Annotated in this window: 18 protein-coding genes and 5 pseudogenes; 13 read left to right on the top strand and 10 right to left on the bottom strand. The window is 67.6% G+C overall.

All coding sequences use genetic code 11. The features are described from left to right. Positions 1-456: 456 nt before the first annotated feature. Entirely contained in the window at positions 457-1500 is a 1044-nt protein-coding gene (locus ABZS64_RS37260; RefSeq protein ID WP_355839336.1) for a helix-turn-helix domain-containing protein, read from the bottom strand. Positions 1501-1970: 470 nt separating this feature from the next. Here ABZS64_RS37260 and ABZS64_RS37255 point away from each other — a divergent pair, with 470 nt between their 5' ends. The 4 genes from ABZS64_RS37255 (at position 1971) to ABZS64_RS37240 (ending at position 4452) form a co-directional block, all read left to right on the top strand. Further along, a complete protein-coding gene (locus ABZS64_RS37255; protein ID WP_355839334.1) occupies positions 1971-2558 on the top strand; it encodes a peptidoglycan-binding domain-containing protein in 588 nt (195 codons plus the stop codon). Positions 2559-2629: 71 nt separating this feature from the next. Next, a complete protein-coding gene (locus tag ABZS64_RS37250; protein WP_355839332.1) occupies positions 2630-3145 on the top strand; it encodes a peptidoglycan-binding domain-containing protein in 516 nt (171 codons plus the stop codon). Between the two features lie 234 nt (positions 3146-3379). Continuing rightward, a complete protein-coding gene (locus tag ABZS64_RS37245; RefSeq protein WP_355839330.1) occupies positions 3380-3766 on the top strand; it encodes a peptidoglycan-binding domain-containing protein in 387 nt (128 codons plus the stop codon). A 272-nt stretch (positions 3767-4038) separates the two neighbouring features. Then, the gene (locus tag ABZS64_RS37240; protein ID WP_355839328.1) at positions 4039-4452 is read left to right on the top strand and encodes a GNAT family N-acetyltransferase; all 414 of its coding nucleotides are present in this window, start codon (positions 4039-4041) and stop codon (positions 4450-4452) included. Here the strand turns inward: ABZS64_RS37240 and ABZS64_RS37235 are convergent. After that, a complete protein-coding gene (locus ABZS64_RS37235) occupies positions 4439-5500 on the bottom strand; it encodes an IS630 family transposase (protein ID WP_355839326.1) in 1062 nt (353 codons plus the stop codon). The genes ABZS64_RS37240 and ABZS64_RS37235 overlap by 14 nt on opposite strands. A gap of 84 nt (positions 5501-5584) precedes the next feature. On the opposite strand from ABZS64_RS37235, the gene ABZS64_RS37230 reads away from it, so the two are divergent. Next, a complete protein-coding gene (locus tag ABZS64_RS37230; RefSeq protein WP_355839324.1) occupies positions 5585-5941 on the top strand; it encodes a hypothetical protein in 357 nt (118 codons plus the stop codon). 26 nt (positions 5942-5967) lie between these two features. On the opposite strand, the pseudogene ABZS64_RS37225 reads toward ABZS64_RS37230, so the two are convergent. Next, positions 5968-6150: pseudogene (locus ABZS64_RS37225) on the bottom strand (IS701 family transposase); the annotation flags it as partial. Between the two features lie 309 nt (positions 6151-6459). After that, entirely contained in the window at positions 6460-7029 is a 570-nt protein-coding gene (locus tag ABZS64_RS37220) for a YrhB domain-containing protein (RefSeq protein WP_355839322.1), read from the bottom strand. Positions 7030-7378: 349 nt separating this feature from the next. On the opposite strand from ABZS64_RS37220, the gene ABZS64_RS37215 reads away from it, so the two are divergent. Continuing rightward, positions 7379-8437: an endonuclease/exonuclease/phosphatase family protein gene (locus tag ABZS64_RS37215; protein WP_355839319.1), complete on the top strand. Its 1059-nt coding sequence runs from the start codon at positions 7379-7381 to the stop codon at positions 8435-8437. Between the two features lie 200 nt (positions 8438-8637). Here the strand turns inward: ABZS64_RS37215 and ABZS64_RS37210 are convergent, their stop codons facing one another. Continuing rightward, positions 8638-9036 (bottom strand): helix-turn-helix domain-containing protein, encoded by a 399-nt coding sequence (locus ABZS64_RS37210; protein ID WP_355839317.1) that lies wholly within the window; start codon positions 9034-9036, stop codon positions 8638-8640. Positions 9037-9113: 77 nt separating this feature from the next. Here ABZS64_RS37210 and ABZS64_RS37205 point away from each other — a divergent pair, with 77 nt between their 5' ends. Continuing rightward, on the top strand, positions 9114-10031 hold the full coding sequence (locus ABZS64_RS37205) for a zinc-binding dehydrogenase (RefSeq protein WP_355839315.1): 918 nt from the start codon (positions 9114-9116) through the stop codon (positions 10029-10031). Positions 10032-10078: 47 nt separating this feature from the next. Here the strand turns inward: ABZS64_RS37205 and ABZS64_RS37200 are convergent. Continuing rightward, positions 10079-10910: pseudogene (locus ABZS64_RS37200) on the bottom strand (IS5 family transposase). Between the two features lie 610 nt (positions 10911-11520). Continuing rightward, the gene (locus ABZS64_RS37195; RefSeq protein WP_355839313.1) at positions 11521-11997 is read right to left on the bottom strand and encodes a MarR family transcriptional regulator; all 477 of its coding nucleotides are present in this window, start codon (positions 11995-11997) and stop codon (positions 11521-11523) included. A gap of 52 nt (positions 11998-12049) precedes the next feature. Between ABZS64_RS37195 and ABZS64_RS37190 the strand changes: the two genes are divergently transcribed. The 5 genes and pseudogenes from ABZS64_RS37190 to ABZS64_RS37170 form a co-directional block, all read left to right on the top strand. After that, positions 12050-12718, top strand: a complete 669-nt coding sequence (locus ABZS64_RS37190; protein WP_355839311.1) for a TIGR03086 family metal-binding protein — start codon at positions 12050-12052, stop codon at positions 12716-12718. Between the two features lie 435 nt (positions 12719-13153). Beyond that, positions 13154-13447 (top strand): VOC family protein, encoded by a 294-nt coding sequence (locus tag ABZS64_RS37185; protein ID WP_355839337.1) that lies wholly within the window; start codon positions 13154-13156, stop codon positions 13445-13447. Between the two features lie 484 nt (positions 13448-13931). After that, on the top strand, positions 13932-14408 hold the full coding sequence (locus ABZS64_RS37180) for a hypothetical protein (protein WP_355839309.1): 477 nt from the start codon (positions 13932-13934) through the stop codon (positions 14406-14408). A 237-nt stretch (positions 14409-14645) separates the two neighbouring features. Then, a pseudogene (locus tag ABZS64_RS37175) lies at positions 14646-14807 on the top strand (IS110 family transposase); the annotation flags it as partial. A 461-nt stretch (positions 14808-15268) separates the two neighbouring features. Next, positions 15269-15604: pseudogene (locus ABZS64_RS37170) on the top strand (VOC family protein); the annotation flags it as partial. A gap of 33 nt (positions 15605-15637) precedes the next feature. On the opposite strand, the pseudogene ABZS64_RS37165 reads toward ABZS64_RS37170, so the two are convergent. Beyond that, positions 15638-15715, bottom strand: a pseudogene (locus tag ABZS64_RS37165) (IS5/IS1182 family transposase); the annotation flags it as partial. A gap of 151 nt (positions 15716-15866) precedes the next feature. Here ABZS64_RS37165 and ABZS64_RS37160 point away from each other — a divergent pair. Beyond that, positions 15867-16280: a hypothetical protein gene (locus ABZS64_RS37160; protein WP_355839307.1), complete on the top strand. Its 414-nt coding sequence runs from the start codon at positions 15867-15869 to the stop codon at positions 16278-16280. Positions 16281-16371: 91 nt separating this feature from the next. On the opposite strand, the gene ABZS64_RS37155 is transcribed toward ABZS64_RS37160, so the two are convergent. Both ABZS64_RS37155 and ABZS64_RS37150 read right to left on the bottom strand, forming a co-directional pair. Then, on the bottom strand, positions 16372-17064 hold the full coding sequence (locus tag ABZS64_RS37155) for an IS3 family transposase (protein WP_355839305.1): 693 nt from the start codon (positions 17062-17064) through the stop codon (positions 16372-16374). Then, complete coding sequence (locus ABZS64_RS37150) at positions 17061-17369, bottom strand: transposase (RefSeq protein WP_355839303.1); 309 nt, start codon at positions 17367-17369, stop codon at positions 17061-17063. The genes ABZS64_RS37155 and ABZS64_RS37150 overlap by 4 nt, the downstream gene beginning before the upstream one ends. Positions 17370-17507: the final 138 nt, after the last annotated feature.

The raw sequence follows: 17507 nt of genomic DNA, 5'->3' as shown, positions 1-17507 counted from the left end.
GCGATCGAGTCGCGTATCCCAATCAGCGGTCGAGTCGTCGCGGGGCTCCGGGCGGCCAAGTGTCAGCAGCCTTGAAGACGGCAACAGCTTCTGAGAAGCTGTGTCTGAACCTCTTTCCGCAGGTGGCAGCGCTATGACGTGGGGCGTGGGGCTGCTTGCCGTTCGGTTCAGCGTCGATGGTCGCCGTTCCGAACGGCAACGGAAGGGTGCTGATCTTCAGGCGGCTGCGCGGGTGGTCGACGGCGCCTCGCTCTGGCGGCGAGGCCGGGCCAGACGGCGGGACATGAGGTTGATGAACGCCCACAGGTGGCATCCGCAGGCTTCCTGAGCCGCATGGGTCAGGCGCGGCGGCCGAGTCCGGGTGGGCCCATCGTCGAAGGGGCGTAGGCGCCGGACGCGGCCTAGACGAGAGACCATCGACTTCTCATTGCTGTCGCCAAACGGTTGCCACGCACGTCAGCTGCTGGATGACGCGTGGCCAGGTGAGCCGTTCAGGAGGTGATCGCCCTGTGCGCTGTCCTCACCCGGCGGGGTGAGTCCCTGGCACTGCCGACGGTAGGCGGCGGGACTAATTCCGCTGGCCGCCCGGAACACCCTGCTGAAATGCGCCGCGTTGGTGAATCCCCAGCGTGCCGCGACGGCGTGCACCGGCCGGGTCTGGAGCAGGGGATCGGCCAGGTCCCGTCGGCAGCGATCGAGCCTGCGAGCACGGATCCACTCAGTGACGGTCACGCCCTGGTCGCGGAAAAGCCGGTGCAGGGACCTGGTCGAGATGCCATGGGCGGCGGCGATCATGTCCGGTGAGAGGGAGACATCGCCGAGCCGTTGCTGGATGAAGGCATGGATTCGCACGAGCAGGACCCGTTGCTGGGCGGACGGCGACAGCGAGCCCTCTGCGTCGAGCCCACGGGCGATCATGGCCCAGATCAGGTCCAGTGTGATGGTGGACAGCCGGGCCGAGTCGTCGGCACGGAATTCGTGACCGGATGTCGCCAGCTCACTCAGATACCGCGAAAGCAGGGCACCCATTCCGCTCCCCCCCGGCAGGCGCACGGCCAGCAGCCGTTGCACCTTGTCGGGGTGCATCGGCACAAGCGTGCGCGGGAAGGCGACCGTCACCCCGGACGCACGGCCCAGGCCCTGGTGAGTGACGCTCCGGAACGGGCGCGAGCTGTCGTGGAGCACCAAGTCGCCCGGTTCCAGTACGACATCCTGTCGGCCTTGGGCCATCCGCACGGAACCGCTCAGGTTGAGCGAGAAGTGGTACACCTCGGGATCGTGCCGGCGGATCAGTTTCGCGGTGCGCCGTGCTTCCAGAGACGGGTGAGTCAACCATGACACCCCCACCGCACCAAAGGCCCTGGCGTGTAGCTCCGCCCGGAAGTCGGCTGAATGGTCGCTCACGATCTCGTACAGCCCGTGCACCCCGCTGACCGCGTCGTACCAGTAGTCAAACCGCTCTCTGGGCGGAAGTTGCGCCGTACGAATCACGAACTCCATCGTCATCCCTCCCCAGCAGATCCCCACAAGGGTCACACGCACGAGCTCCAGCCGGTCGCCGCTATCACAAATCTACGTCGATCGTCTCGGTGCCTATCGAGGAAGTGGCGCTTATGACCGGGGGGTCGGCTTCCTGGGCGGCCCGGCCAGGAGCCAGGGCTTGGGTGTCGGTCGGCCTCGCGGCAGCCTTGGGAGTCGTTCTGTTCGACGCCGTCCCGCCCTCCGCAGAGAAGTCCGCTGACGTCGAACGGTTGCACCTTTCAGGTGTGACCGCTTTCTACTGGGGCGGACCGGCGTAGTCCGCGCTGCCCATCGCGAACTGGCATGCAGGGACAACTGCTTGGCGCTCCAGGGCAACAAGAACCCCTGTCTCGCGGGCGACACTCTCCTGGCCAGCGGGCGGTGCGTACCACGTGCCTTCCGTTCCCGGTCGCACGACTTTTGAGCCATCAGACGACAAGGAGAGTGTTGTGAGACGAATAGTCCTCGGTGCGCTCGCGGCTGCCGCGAGCATGTTCCTGCTCGCCGGTACGGCCAACGCGGTCCCGGGCAATTCAGGGGTGTACGGCACGACGTTCGTCGACGGCGCGGGCGCCCTGACCGACGACTTCGGCGACCACTACTCCGAGCTCGGCCATTCGCTGTGCAACGGGTGCGCCGACACACGGAACACCGACCTCGTCCTGATGTGGCAGTCGATTCTGGTGGCGGAGGGACTTCTCCCGGCATCCGGGATCGACGGTAGCTTCGGCCCCAACACCGCGTCAGCCACGGTCAACTGGCAGAAGAGATACGGCATCCCCGCCGACGGCCGGGTCGGGAACCAGACATGGAGCAGGGCCGACGACAGGCTCGTCTGGCAATTCACCGGTGACTACTACGAGGTCTACTACCGCGCCTCGGGCGCCGGCGGTGTCTATTTCATCAGAGGTGACGAGAACTCACAGGACGACGGCGCATACCAGCTCACTGCCGTCCAGCTGCCGAACCTCTCGTACAACTTCTTCCATGGCGGCCCCCGCATTCAGTACTACCAGCGGACCGTCCTGGAGGGCTAGAAGTTCCGCACGAGGCCGGCGTGCGAAACCCTCTGCGTTGATCAACGACAACACCGCGCGAAGGAGCTCCGATGAAGAGGAAGATGTCGGTTATTCGCCGCGCCGCGACTGCCGCAGCAGTGGCGGCTCTACTGACCGGCGGCACCATGGCCACCGCACCGTCGGCCAGTGCCTCGGTGTCCCAAGGTTCCGTGTACGGAGCGGGGGATGTGTGGGACGACTGGAGGGACGAGGGCCCGCTTGACTCCAATTCGCACGACTACAGCAGAGCCGTGGCCCTGTGGCAGCTGGTTCTTCGCGTGGAAGGACTCTACTCAGGAGCCATCGACTGCGACTTCGGCCCCGCGACCACCGCGGCGACAAGGGCGTTCCAGACGCGGTATTCGCTCGAGGTGGACGGCAGCGCAGGACCCCAGACGATGGGCCTTGCCGGTCAGAAAGGCCTCGTAGACATGGGGAACAACGTCGTTCGGTGGGATTACACGAACGAAAAATACGTGAATTTCAAGAGGGTCAACGGCGTGTACTACGCCTACTTCAACGGTGCCTGGAGGAGTGCCTCGTACACCTCGGCGTCCGGTTGCTGACACCCACCGACGCGGGACACGCTCCGCGGGCGTCCAGGCCTCAAGAACAACCGAATTCACGCGGAGAACTGACACATCCGGACGGCATACTGGGCGCGGGAACCGCTAAAGCAGCCGCAACGTCCAACGCTTCGTACGCAGCCTGAGCTTATTACGCCGCGGTTGCGGCACGGGCCGACGTGCACCTCTCCAATCCCGCTCTCACTCACAGATGGGAACTCGATGCGTCACATCATGCGCCGATCCGCAACCATTCTCGCGCTCGCGGGTGCTGTAGCGGCCGGAACGATCAGCACCGCGAGCGCCTCGCCCAACGCGCCCGAGATCAGATACGGAATGACCGGATTCAAGGTCTACTGCGTCCAGATTGGCATCAGCTATCACCAACGATCAGATGCCTGGACCTCGCAGGACGGGCAGTTCGGAAATCACACCCTGAGCCAGGTCAAGAACTTCCAGGGGGACCTGGGACTGTCCGTCGACGGCAAGGTCGGCAAAAACACCGGCAGCGAGGTTCTCTGGGGGATCGAGCACGCCAAGGTCGAGAAGAATGGCCCCTGGACAACGCCCTGGGGCGTATCGATCGACAACTGCTACCAGGTCGTGCCGAGCCACTTCTGAGCCGGACCCGGCTTACGGAGGCTGTCCCATGAGCTCGGTGACCGGCGCTGACCCCAGCTCTTTTTTTCCGCGACACGGCCGTCAGCACAGCGGACTCACTCACTGTGGCCGATGCCGTACCCATTCCTGCTGTCATGGTCCACCCCACGACCGTCCCCAACCAGGACTATATTCGCACCGGTTGGATGACCAAGAGCTCGGCCTAGTGCTGCACCGCGTTAGTTCGTGGAGGGGCTGATCGTGGCGGTGAGGCGCGTGGCAGGCTGATCAGCATGATGATCAGTGATCCGTCGCAGGACGGCGATGCGGTGTTGGCGGTGCGTCCCGTGCTCACGGATGACGACCTCAACGAGTTGTTCAGTGCCTCTTGGCCGGGGCACAAGCTGACATCATTCGCACCGATGCTGGCCCGCAGCCTTGCCTGGATCGCCGCGCGCCGGGGGAATCGGTTGGTCGGATTCGTCAACGTCGTCGGCGACGGCGGCGCTCACGCTTTCATCCTGGACACCACCGTGCACCCTGACGAGCGTCGGCGCGGGCTCGGGGTGCAGCTGGTGCGTGCGGCCGCCGATGAGGCGAGGACGGGTGGTGCCCAGTGGCTGCACGTCGACTACGAGCCTCACCTTGAGTCCTTCTACGCACAGTGCGGGTTCCGGCCGACTGCCGCGGGTCTCATGCGGCTTTGAGTGGCGTGCCGTCGTAGGTCCAGCGGTAGGGCTTGGCGGTGGTGTTGTGGTTGATCACGTAGGTGTCCAGTTTGTCGATGAGGTCGTCGCGGCTGGAGAAGTCGCCGTGCCGGAGCACCCGGCGGGTCATCGCGGAGAACAACAGCTCGACTTGGTTGAGCCAGGATGCGTGCGGTGGGGTCCAGTGGACGTGCCAGCGTGGATGGTCGGCCAGCCACTTCTTGGTGTGCCTGGCGGTGTGGGAGGAACCGTTGTCCAGGACGGCGTGGATGTCCTGGCCCGGGGCGATGGCCACATCGAGCTGGTCGAGGAAGGCGGTGAAGGTCACCGCGTTGTTGCGGGTGATGATCTTGGTGAGGACTTCGCCGGTTTGCACGTCCAGGGCTGCGACAAGGGAGGCGGTGCCGTGGCGGCGGTACTCGAACTCCTCCAGGGCCGGCCTGCCGGGTGCGGCGGGGCGGCCGGGGTGGCGCCGGGAGCGGGCCGCGATCGCGGTCTTCTCGTCGATGGACAGCAGCACCGCGCCTTCCGGCGGGTTGCGGTAGAGGTCGCAGATGTCGGCAGCCCGCTGCCAGAAGTCGGGGGTGTCGCGGCGGGTGAGCCAGCCCCTCACCCGGTGCGGCTTGAGGTCCAGGCCGGCCAGGATCCGGCCGACCTGGGACGCGGAGACCGTGGCGGACACGGTGCCCGCGACCTTGGCGGCGATCGTCCGGTGCGACCAGGTCGACTCCGGGTGCGGCGGTGTGCTGGTGGCCGTGGCCACGATCGCCACCCGCACTGCGGGGCCGTAGGTCTTGGGACGGCCCGAGCGGGCGGCGTCCCGCAGCCCGTCCAGGCCCGCGACGGCGAACCGGCCACGCCACTTGCGCACCGTGTTCACGCTGATGTCCAGTTCCTGGGCGATGGCCCCGTTGCTACCACCATCAGCGGCAGCCAGCACGATCCGCGCCCGCAAAACCTCCCTTGCCTGCCCCTTCACCGACACCGCCACACGTGTCAGACGCTCACGCACCGCCGCGTCCAGCTCCACCCCGACCGCCGCACCCATCCCCGCCACACCCCTCGCAACCCCTTCACCGGCGAAAGAGACGATCACGGCGTGCCGGGGCGGCGGCCGTGCAGGATGGACCCCGTGCCGAAGAACCCGCCCGAGTCCATGCAGCACCACCTCCGCGTCCGACTGCGCGACCGCGCGCGGGAACGCTGGCCCCAGCTCTCGGGTGTCCAGGTGCGTTTCCGTACTGGATTCGCCTACGTGGCAGGCGAAATGCCGGGCGAAGAAGACCCGCTGCCCCTGTGCCGCCTGCGCTTCACCGGCGTCCTGCACACCTGGGGCTTTGCCATCTACCTTGCCAGCAGCGGCAAGTACCAGGACAACTTCCTGCCCACCGGCCTGCCGTTCGGCTCCCCCGAAGAAGCCCTCGACTGTGCCTGCGGCCTCTACCTCAACGACCCCACCGCGTGGACCACACCACCCTCCACGAACTAACGCGGAGCAGCACTAGGTTGCCTTCACCCGAACGCCCACTCGGCGATCGACCAGCAGTTCTTGCGCGGCAGGTCCGACAGCAGCCCCAGCACCAAGTCCCTCACCCGGCGCCGGGGCTCGACCCGCGCGAACCGGCCCGCTATCCGGGACATCAGGCCCTCGAACGCCTCCTGCCAGCGGGCAGGGTCTACGCTGTGACCCGCGGCCACCGCATGATCTTCAGTCTTCACACGCCGATGATCAGCGGTGGCCGTACCCGTCTCTCAGCCGGTCCCATGAGCCGAGGCACGATGGCTGTCACCTGTCCCATCTCAAATGATCTGGTCCATGGTTATGGCTGTGACCTGCGGCGACCGGATAATTTGAGACGCTGTACTGGCGGATTTCTCAGTTGATCTGGTCCGGCGAGTGCGGATGCCGGCCGCCGTCTCAGACGATGTGGTCCGGATCCGTCGCTTTGCACTGATACCCGAGACGGTCGGGCTCGGGTGGGGTGTTGCTGCAGGTGCACGAGGTGCTCAGCCGGAGGAGGTGCCCTGTGCGCGTGACCAGTTCGCCGGTTCAGGATTGGGTCTGCTGTACGTGGTTATGGCCAGGTACCGTGTGTCCGGCTGCGGCAGTCGGGACACCAGGTCAGCAGGCGGTTCAACTCCAGAACCGATCGCGTCGACGAAGCGCAGGGCTTCGGCGGGGCTCAGCCCGCCTCCAGCGTGGCGCACCGCCTTGAACGCGTCGAGCCGGCGCCCGAGATCCGTCAGACGCCGCACCTCGACATCGAGCTCTCGTGGCGGGATCTCGCCCCGGACCTTCTGCCGGTACTGGTCCTCCCATTCCAGACCGTCGCTGCAGAACTGGAGGTGCACCATGTGCAGGCTGCCGTCCAGAGCGTCGACGAGGAACGGGCCGTGGCCAACGAAAGCGTCGCGCAGGTCGCGAGTCCGCGCGAACTGCGGCGACTGGCAGATGATCAGCCATCCCAACGCGTGCCGCTCCACGCTGATGACCACCATCGGCGGCAGGGACCGCTCGGCCCAATCGCCGAGCAGGTGGCGCTCCACCAGCTCGATCGCCCACTCACGCGAAATCACGCAGCCACCGTACGCGACCAGCCCACACACCCACACACCAATTTGCCGACCACTGAGCTGGCCGACACGCCCCAAGCGGGACGGCCGCCAACGGGCCCCCTTCGCCTGAGACGGCCAACGGATCGGACCAGATCGGCTGAGACGGGACATCACCCACGAGAGCGGCCGATCCGCCGTTCTGTGGCGGCGAGGCACGGTGGTTGCCACCGGATCAGCACGCTACTTGTCACCCTCAGCTCGCAGGAGGGGTAGCTCGTCCTCTCCGCGCGGGAGGAGGATGCGGCACGCGCTGACGGGGAAGCGGAAACTGATTCACCTGGCGATTCGTCTTGGACAACGAGCCGAGCGGATGGGAAACCAGGTGGAGCGGGCGGACAGCGGTGTGACGTCGACGGGAAAGGCCGCAGTGCCCCGGTGGGCGCGGCGCCGGGCCGGGCAGTGGGTTCCGGGCGAGGGCGGAAAGGGGGATGCAAGGCGCCAGTGGGTCTGGACGCGGGGGCGGGTGCCCGCCGCGTTCGCGGTGCTGACGGCCGGGCTGCTGGCGTTCCACCGGGCGGTGCCCAACTCCGCGGGCCGCCTGGGCAGTTTGCTGGAAGCGTTCCTGCCGTGGCTTGGCCTGGTGGTCCTGGTACTGCTCGGTCTGGCCCTGCTGCGCCGTTCAACCACCGCCCTGGTGGCCCTGCTCCTGCCGGTGGCGGCCTGGACGTACCTCTTCGGCGGGCTGTTCCTGCCCGGGGCGAAGTCTGGCCCGCACGACCTGGTCGTGGTGCAGCACAACGTCAGCGACGAGAACACCGACCCGGCGGGCACGGCCCGCGCCCTGGCCGACGCCGGGCCCGATCTCATCGCGCTGCAGGAGCTGGTGCCCCCGGCGCTGCCGGTCTACGAGAAGACTCTCGCCCCGGACTACCGGTACCACGCGGTCCGGGGCACCGTCGGACTGTGGTCGAAGCATCCACTCACCGATGCCCGGCTACTGGACATCAAACCGCAGGGAATCGCGGGGCCCTGGAGTCGCGGACTGCGGACCGTGGTCCACACGCCGCACGGCGAGATCGCGGCGTACGTCGCGCACCTGCCCTCGGTCCGCATCCGGGCGAGCGGCCTCGCATCCTCCTGGCGCGACGAGAGTGCCGGCCTGCTGGGCAAGGCCGTCGCTGCAGACCAGCTGAAAACAGTGATCCTGCTGGGCGACCTCAACGGCACGGTCGACGACCGCGGGCTGGCCCCGCTGACCTCACGGATGAACGTGGCGGAGCGGGGCTTCGCCTTCAGCTTCCCCGCCGCCTTCCCGCTGGCCCGGATCGACCAGGTCATGGCACGCTCAGCAACCGTCGCCCACATCCGAACCCTGCCCGCCACCGGTAGCGACCATCTGCCGGTCGCCGCCCAGATCACACTGCGATGAAGGAGTGGTCCCAGTGACAACAAGCCTGCCTATGTGACACCTATCGTGCTTCGGCTCACTCCACCAGCAAGATCACGATCTATGGCTGGAGTACTAGGAGCTGTCCGGGCGATCATGTGCGGGGCTCGTGGCACCGGGGCCAGACATTCCTCTCCGGCTGTCGTGGAATCGCCAGAGCTCGAGAGCCAGTCCGGGCCGGTTCAGTCGGTGTCCGGTCGCTGCTCCGCCGCGGTGTCGTAGGCGGCGCGGGCCTCGGCGATGGTGGACCGGTGGCGCTCGGCCCAGCCCACCAGTCCGGTCAGTGAGGCGTGGAGTTCTCGGGCCATGGGCGTGAGGTTGTACTCGACCTTGGGCGGCACGGTCGGATAGACGGTGCGGATGAGCAGCCCGTCCCGCTCCAGTCGGCGCAGGTTGAGGGTGAGCATGCGCCGGCTGATGCCGTTGATGGCGCGTTCGAGTTCGGTGAAGCGGACCGGGCCGTGGGCGGCGGCAATCAGGATCCCGATGCTCCACTTGCCCGCCACGCGGTCGAGCACCTCGGTGACCGGGCAGGCTTCGTCCCTCACCGCTTCCGCAACACGGGTGTGACTGCGTGACATAAATGTGCCTCCTTCCGCTGGGCAGCAAGGTTACCGATGATGACTGCTGTTACAAGTCGTGAACCAAGGGGGAAGACATGTCTGTTCGTGCTCTCGTCGTCGATCCGTCCACACCCGCCGCCGTCCGCCTCGCCGAGGTTCCCGACCCCGTGCCCGGACCGGGCCAGGTCCTGGTGGACGTCTCCCATGTCTCCTTGAACTACGGCGACCTCAACGACGCTCGCTCCGGTCGGGTGCCCGTGGGTGCGGTGCTCGGTTCGGACGCCGCCGGAGTGGTGGTTCGGGCTGCCGCCGACGGAACCGGCCCGGCGGCGGGCACCCGGGTGGTGGCCCTGACCTCGGGGGCGTTCGCCGAGCGCGTCGCGATCGATGTGGGTGCGCTTGCCGAGGTGCCCAAGGGCTTGGACCTGGCGAAGGCGGTCGCCCTTCCGGTCGCCGGAGTGGCCGCACTGCGCTCGCTGCGGGCCGCCGGGCTCGGGCGGGACAAGAGGGTGTTGGTCACCGGCGCCTCCGGCGGGGTCGGCCGGTTCGCCGTCCAGTTGGCGGCGAGGGCGGGTGCCCACGTGATCGCGTCCGTGGGCTCGACGGCCCGCGGGGAGGGGCTGGTCGGCCTCGGCGCCGACGAGGTGCTGGTCGGCCTGGAGGGACTCGAGCGAGCCGTCGACGTGGTCATCGACAGCGTCGGCGGTCCCCAGCTGGTGGCGGCATGGAGCCTGCTCGCTCCCGGGGGCAGCGTGCAGAGCGTCGGCTGGACTTCCGGGGAGCCAGCGGTCTTCCCCCCGTATGCGACCGTGGGCCCGACCAGGTCGCTGACGTCCTTCGTCATCGAGGGCGATGCCGGCCCGGACCTGACCGTTCTCACCGAGCTGACTGCTGAGGGGGCCATCACTGTCGAGATCGGCTGGCAGGAATCCTGGGACCGCTTTGCCGAGGCCGCCGAGGCCCTCCGAGGGCGCCGCGTCTCCGGAAAAGCAGTCCTGCAGGTCACGCAGTGAGCGGGATGCGCCGGCACTGCCTCCGCAGGGCTAGGACTCGAGGGCGATCATGTGCGGAGCCATATAACCAGGGCTGCTGCGGTGGCTGTGCCACTGAAGACGTAGCCACGTTTGTCATAGCGGGTGGCCACCGCCCGGGACTGCTTTAGCTTGTTGATCGCCCGCTCGACGGTGTTGTGCTTCTTGTACCGCTCTTCGTCGAAGCCGGGGGGCCGTCCACCACGTGAACCCTTGCGCAGGCGGGCGACCTGGCTGTCGGACTTCTCGGGAATGGTGTGGCGGATGCCCCGGCGACGCAGGTAGGTGCGGCATGGACTGTTGCTGTAGGCCTTGTCCGCCGCGAGGCTGTCGGGCTTCTTGCGGGGCCTGCCCGGCCCGGTCCGACGGACGCGGATCTTCTCCAGCACGGCCGTGAACTGGGTGCAATCCGCCCGCTGACCGCCGGTGACGACCAGGGACAGTGGGCGGCAGCGGCCGTCGGCGCTCAGGTGGATCTTGCTGGTGAACCCGCCGCGCGATCGGCCCAGGCCCTCACCTCCTGCATCACCTCCGCCAGGCGGGCGAGCAGGCTCTGCCAGGGCGTATCGGCCTGATGTTCGACGTCGCCGACCCCCTTCGACGCCGCCAGAGCCGGCGGCGGAACGGTGCGGGCGCCGGCCGCGTGCTGATGGGCCCGCACGACGGTGGAGTCCACCGCGATGTCCCAGTCGATCTCCCCCGCGGCGTCGACCACGGCCCGTACCGCTCGGGCAGGTCACGCCACTGCACCCCGGTCCGCACGCGGTGAAGGATGCCGTCGATCACTTGCCTGTGATTCCGCCACCGACCACAACGGCCGTTACTGACCGGCAGAAACGGCTGAAGCCGCTCCCATTCCATGTCGGTCAAATCGCCCCGCCCCTTAGCCGGCGGAAGCGAGAGGGGCGGCCTCCGTGAGACCGCCCCCGCAGTACGAAGTCCGCCGCTACGGGGCTGGTATCGGCACGTCACCCTGGCCATGATCGCGCACGCCTTCCTGGCCGCCACGGCACACCAGGCCCGGGAAAAGGGGGTGCAACCGGTGGGACAGCCGGGGCCATCGAGCTCACAGTGGCGGAGGTTCGGCGACTCCTGGCAGCTTGTCGTCCCCGGCTCCCGCACCTGCACGGACACCGAGGACGACACCACGCGCTGAGCTGGTCGAACTGGCGCCGCCGACGCCAATCAGTCGCCCGCCGCTGTCACTACCTGCGGCGTTGTCGCACGATCGAGGGGCGGCCTCCGTGAGACCGCCCCCGCACGTCCGGAGTCCCGCTACACTCCCGCCACCCGGCGAAAGACCAGCTCAGAAAGCGAAATCCTGCTGGAGTATTAGACACGGTGAAGATCAACCGAAACGGCCCCGTGGTCACCACAACGATCCCGGCTCAGGGCTCCACTGGCCACGCGGGCGGCGCGGATCCCCGCCTGCCTGGCCGTCCGAGTGCAGGCCCTCCAGTAGGGCTGACAGCTAGGGCTTCTCGGACCGGTCCCTCTCGTGCAGGGCCCGCAGGCCCCTGACGAACCCCTCGCGGTCGGCGGCCGGCAGCTGGGCGAGGAGGCGTTCCTCGCCCTCCTGGATCGCGGACTGCACGGTGTCGCGCAGCCGGCGGCCCTCGGCGGTGAGGGAGAGGAGCCGTGCCCGCCGGTCCTTGGGGTCGGGCTGCCGGCGCAGCAGCGCGCGGGCCTCCAGATCGTCGAGGACGGGGATGATCCGGGTCTTGTCCGCCCGGACGGCTTCGGCCAGCGCGGCCTGGGTGCGGATGGGCTTCTCGTCGAGGTGGAGAAGGACCGTGTACGCCCACATGGTCAGACCGTGGGCGTCGAGGATCGGCTGCTCGGCGGCCATCAGGGCGCGGCCGAGCGGGACGACCATCGCGGCGAGGTCGGGGCGGGACGGGCTGCCCGTCGCCGCGGTCGCTGCAGTCACTGCGGTGTTCTCGGACATGGGCACGAAAATACCCGTTGACAATTAATATGCTCACATAGATCATAAGTGCATGCCTACGAATATGCAGGGGCTGACGAACCCCGTGGACTTCGACCGGCTCCGGCGCCTCCACGCGCAGGCAGTCCGGGACAGCGTGACCCTGGTTCGCCGGGTCGCCCCCGCCGATCTGCCCCTGCCGACCCCGTGCGAGGCCTGGACCCTGGCCGATCTGCTCGCCCATATGACGGCCCAGCACCACGGGTTCGCGGCGGCCGCGCGTGGCGAGGGCCAGGATCCGGCGCACTGGGAGGTCCGCCCGGCGGGCGAGGGCGCGCCCGCGCGGTACGGCGAGGCGGCCGCGCGGGTCGTCGCAGCCTTCGCGGCCGTGGACACCCCGGACAGGGCCTTCGCCCTGCCGGAGTTCACCCGGGCCCGGACGTTCCCCGCCGACCGGGCCGTGGGCTTCCACCTCATCGACTACGTGGTGCACAGCTGGGACGTCGCCCGCAGCCTCGGTCTCCCGTACGCCCCTGGGCCCGAACTCCTGGCCGTCGCCTTGCCGATCGCCCACGCCGTTCCGACCGGCGACGCCCGGATCGCCCCGGGCAGCCCCTTCCGGCCGGAGCTGGTGCCGGCCGCCGGGACGGGCCCGCTGGACCGGATCCTTGCGGCCCTTGGCCGGTCGGCGGACTGGCGCCCGTCGGACCGGCGCTCGGTGGACGGGCGTCGCCCGTGCTGAGGTCGTCCTGGACGCCCGGGCCGGACCATGGGCGCGACGGACCGGTCCTGGTCAGCGTCACCGACTTCAGGCTCTACCGGATCAGGGACCTGCCCGGCGTTCACCGCGCGGCCCGACGGCTCGCCGCGGGCTGGCCGTGGCTCGAAGGGGCGTACGGGATGTGGCTGTGGGCGCAGCCCGCGTCACGCCGCTGCGGCGCGGTGGCCGTCTGGCGCGACGCGGCCGCCCTGCAGGGCTTCGTCGCCTGGCCGCCGCACGTCGCGATCATGCGAGCGTACCGGGGGAGAGGAGATAGAGTTGTGTCTCTGATGATCATCACATCTGGGCAGCGGGTCGACCGCCCCCAGCTGGAGCCGGCGTTGGAGAACATCCGCGTGCCCGGCTCCTCCCGGGCAGGCTGGGCAAGGAGCTTGACGGCCTCGCGGCGGGACGGCCATCCGGCTTCGATGCGCGGCGGTACAAGAGACGCGCACGTCGACGATCGAGCTGAAACAGTCGCAGGCGGTCGCAACACGGCACGACAAACACGGCTACGCCTTCCTCCGCACAGTCACCGCCGACCCCGACAGGTTGTACGCCCGCGCGAAGGCCGCCGGCGCGGGGATCACCTCCGAACTGTGCGAAACCGACTACGGGTCCAGAGATTTCGCCGCCCGCGATCCCGAAGGCAACCGATGGTCGTTCGGCACCTACCGCGGCGAGCCCCGCAAGGCCGCGGACCCCGCTTGATCGCCAAGGCACCTTCAGCGCCGGACCGGCTCCGGTCGATCTGCTTGGCACTCCCCACCCCGAGGCAGACCAGCGGCTCCGTCACGTGGAACCCACCTGGTTCGCCGCCGGAAGGAAGGTGTTCGTAGTTCCGAAACGTCCAAGCCCTCATCGGCAGACCAGCGGAAAAGTTGGATGCGGCAAGAGCAGGGCCGGCTCGATCGCTGCTTGCCAGTACGCCCTCAGTTCGTCGGCCAGCCGGCCGAGCTGTCCCTCGGGACGGTCCCCGGTCAGCGGGCTCGCGACGATGCTCGTTCACGGAACCATGGCGCGCCGCAGATTAGGCCACCGCCGAATGATTTTGCCTGCCCCTCGTCGTGCCACACCCTGTTCGCGGCGGGAGAGCGGGAGGTCCAGGTGGGTGAGCACCAGTTCCCGCCTTTCGTACTCCAACTGATACTCCAGCGGTAGTTCGCTGTACCCACAATCCATATAGGAGGAATGCATGTCCGCACGTCCGCCGCGGAAATCCAGGGCGAAGGCCGCCACCGTCTCCGCCCTGACACTGACCGCAACGCTGGCCGGAGCCGCGGTCGCGCCGACCACGGCCGTCGCCGACGACGGCAACCGCACGCAGACCGTCAGCTGCGGCACTCTGGAGAGCAAGGACTCCAACGGAGTGGTCCGTGCGAAGATCCGGAACTGCACCGTCACCTGGGGAAAGAACATCATCGACGGCTCCTACTGGCAGACGGTGAAGTTCCAGCTGCTCGACTCCCGCACCGACGGCGTCTGCGCCCAGGCGAGAGTCTACGGGAGTTGGTACAAGGACTTCAGCGAGTGCAAAGGCGTCTGGACGACGAAGACGGCCAACCTCAGCGGCCGGACTTCGGAGATCGAAATCTTTATCGGGTACGCAAGATCGGCAATCGAAATGAACTGGAAGGACCACAAGTCCATGTTCGCGCCGTCTGGTTTCTGAGCTTGTCCTAGCGTCCAAGCGTGGGTCTGAGCCGTTCATTCGTAAGAACGGCGGCCCCTGCGGGTTCCAGGTATGGCTGCGAGCTTGGCACATCTGATGGCTCAAGGAACTTGGCCGCCCGGAGCCCCTCGACGACTCGACCACTAATTGGGATACGCGACTTGATCGCTGTCTAGGACAACGTCGGCGAGGTCGTCTGCGGGATCGATCTGTGGCGACGAGCTGGCGGAGGTGACCGTGCCCCAGATTTGGGCCGGAGTTGACATCGGCACTGCGTGGTGATGGACGCCAAGGGAAGGCGTCTACTCTCGCGCCGAGTCCTCAACGACGAGCCGGCCCCTGCTGGAGCTGATCTCCGACGTGCTCGCGCTCTCCGATGAGGCTTTGGGGGCCGTGGACGGACATCAACTATGGCGGCGCCTCGTGCCGTGCCACACGTCGTAGCCGCGCGGTGCGCTCCACGAACTGCGCCCCGTGTGTTCGGCACTGCCCGGTCTGCGGGACCTGGTTGAAGCCTGGAGCGAACCGGTGCGGGTGGCGGTGGGCGCCGGGGGCCTGAAGCATCCGGTGAACGCGGAGTACTGCTCGTCACGGTGCCGGAGGAGAGCCTGGAGACGGCGGAAGCAATCGTTCGGGCGGCGTCACCGTGACGCTTTCCGAACGGAACTGGATCGCTGACGTCGCGGACGCCGGTTGTTTGTCCGGTGTTGTTTGTCCGACGCCGCCAGGCCTTCCCGACAAGCCGTCTCCGGCACACGGTGGAGCCGGTGAAGAACCAATCGACACTCCGGGCGATCGCTCGAAGTGGATCAGGGAAGGACTCAAATGATGTCGATTCCCCAAACCCGAAGGAGCATCGGATGACGATCGAAAGCGTCTCTCCCTACCTGCGGTACGACGACGCAGATGCCGCGCTGGACTGGATGGAGCGGGTCTTGGGTTTTACCGGCGCAGTCCGCTGGCGCGACGACTCGGGGCGGACGTTCGAGGCCGACATCTATGCCGGTCCGGCGAAGATCGGGGTCAGCGGCGGCGGCATGAGCGACGACGGGAAGAACGCCATCCTCATCGTGCACGTCGACGACGTCGATGCACACTTTGAGCGGGTTCGAGCCGCAGCCGACACCGAGGTAGCTCCCCCGGTGGACCAGCCCTATGGGCCGCGGACCTTCACCATCACTGATCCCTGGGGATACCAGTGGAACTTCTGGCAGGGCGAGGCCACCCCACCGCTCGACGAACCAGCGGTGAACACCGAGTCCGGATCCGTGCGGGACACCGCGGCGGGCGATGATCGGCTTGATGCCCAGAGCCCACGGTCACGGTGACGCGAACGCGAACGGAACCGCCGAGGCACCTGGTGCCGCTTTGTCCCAATCTGTTGACGCCGCGCGGAAGCCGACCCTTAGGGTTCCGCCCGCGTGGGCCACTTTCACGACAAGGAAAGGGAAACCCGCAATGAATCTGCGCAAGCTCAGACCAGCAGGCGTGGTCCTCACGGTCCTGGCCACATCCTTCGCCGCGACATCAGCCCAGCCCGCCGCCGCCGCCAACTCCAGCTGCATGATCTATCCGTTCACCACCACCTGCACCACCAACGGGGTCTCCGCCAACAGCAGCTACCACTATGTGTGGATCCAGGTCGACAACTGCGACTCCGGCTGGTTCCGCGCCACCACCAGGTGGAAGTCTTGGGACACCGGCAACGGCGTCTACGTCGGACGAGGCGAAGTCACCCCCGGCCACTACATGCGCAAGAAGATCAGCGGCCTCTACTCCAGCTACAGGCTCAGGATCGACGGAGACCCGTCCTCCTACGCCAACATCGCCAACTCCGACCCCGGCTGGAGAGAGGGCACCTGGACGTGCTAACCATGTTTAGCTGAAGCTGCTGCGTGACTGAACCCCCTCCGTCGGGGGCTCGCTCATGCAGGGCCCGTAGGTGGGACGGCCCTTACCTCTGTCACGGGTCGGACACGAAGCGTGCGCACACCCTGTCCGCGTTATCGCCTGCCGCCCCGACCCTCCCTATCGAACCGGTGATCCGGTGCCGGTCGAGCGCCTGGACAAACTTCCGTGACCGGAATTGCGATCCGCGATCGCTGTGCAGAATGCACCCGGCGACGTGTCCGCGCCGGGCAACGGCGTTGTTCAGGGCCGTGACGGCCAGGCGGGACTTCATCCGCGTGTCGATCGAGTAGCCGACGATCCTCTTGCTGAAGACGTCCTTGACCGCGCAGAGGTACAACTTGCCTTCGCTGGTGGCGTGTTCGGTGATGTCGGTGAGCCACAGCCGGTTCGGGCCGTTCGTCGTGAAGTCACGGTGGACGAGGTCGTCGTGGACCGGTGGGCCGGCCTTCTTGGTCCGGCCGCGCTTCTTGCCGAACACGCTCCACCAACGGTTGTCCCGGCAGATCCGCCACGCGGTCCGGTCGGCCATGCCGGATCCCACGCTGCGGGCTTCGTCGGCCAGGAAGCGGTAGCCGAACTCCGGATCCTCAAGGTGAGCGTCGAACAACGCGTTCGCGCGAGCGGCCTGCTCGAACTCGGCATCGGTCACCGGCCGGTCCAGCCAGCGGTAGTAGGGCTGTCTGGCGAGCTTCAGGACCCGGCACGTCACCGTGACGGGCACACCGTCTCCGGCCAGCTCTTTCACGAGCGGGTAGATCCTTTTCCCGGCAGATGTGCCTGGGACAGGTAGGCCGCAGCCCGGCGCAGGACCTCGTTCTCCTGCTCCAGCAGCTTGATCCGCCGGCGTGCTTCCCGTAGTTCCGCGCTCTCCTGGCTGGTCGTTCCGGGTTTGGCCCCGTCGTCGATGTCCGCGCGGCGCATCCATTTCCACAGCGTCATCGCGTGGACTCCGAAGTCGGCGGCCACCTGCTCGACCGTCACGCCCGGGCCGCGGTTCCTCGCGACCCGTACGACATCCTCGCGGAACTCTTCCGGATAAGGCTTGGGCACAGCGACATCCTTCCCACCCGCCCCACAGGGCAAGCCAGTTCAGATGACGTGCCCCACGGTTTGGGTTCCAGCCGCAGTGGCTAACTGGCGGCGGGGATGGTGTCTTGCTCGAAGAGTAGTTCGTACTCGATCGGGGTG

The organism is Streptomyces sp. NPDC005408, assembly GCF_040606445.1.
In the GTDB taxonomy this organism is placed as follows: Bacteria; Actinomycetota; Actinomycetes; order Streptomycetales; family Streptomycetaceae; genus Streptomyces.
The sequence above is the reverse complement of the archived record's forward strand: the minus strand, read 5'-3'. Positions and strand labels throughout refer to the sequence as shown.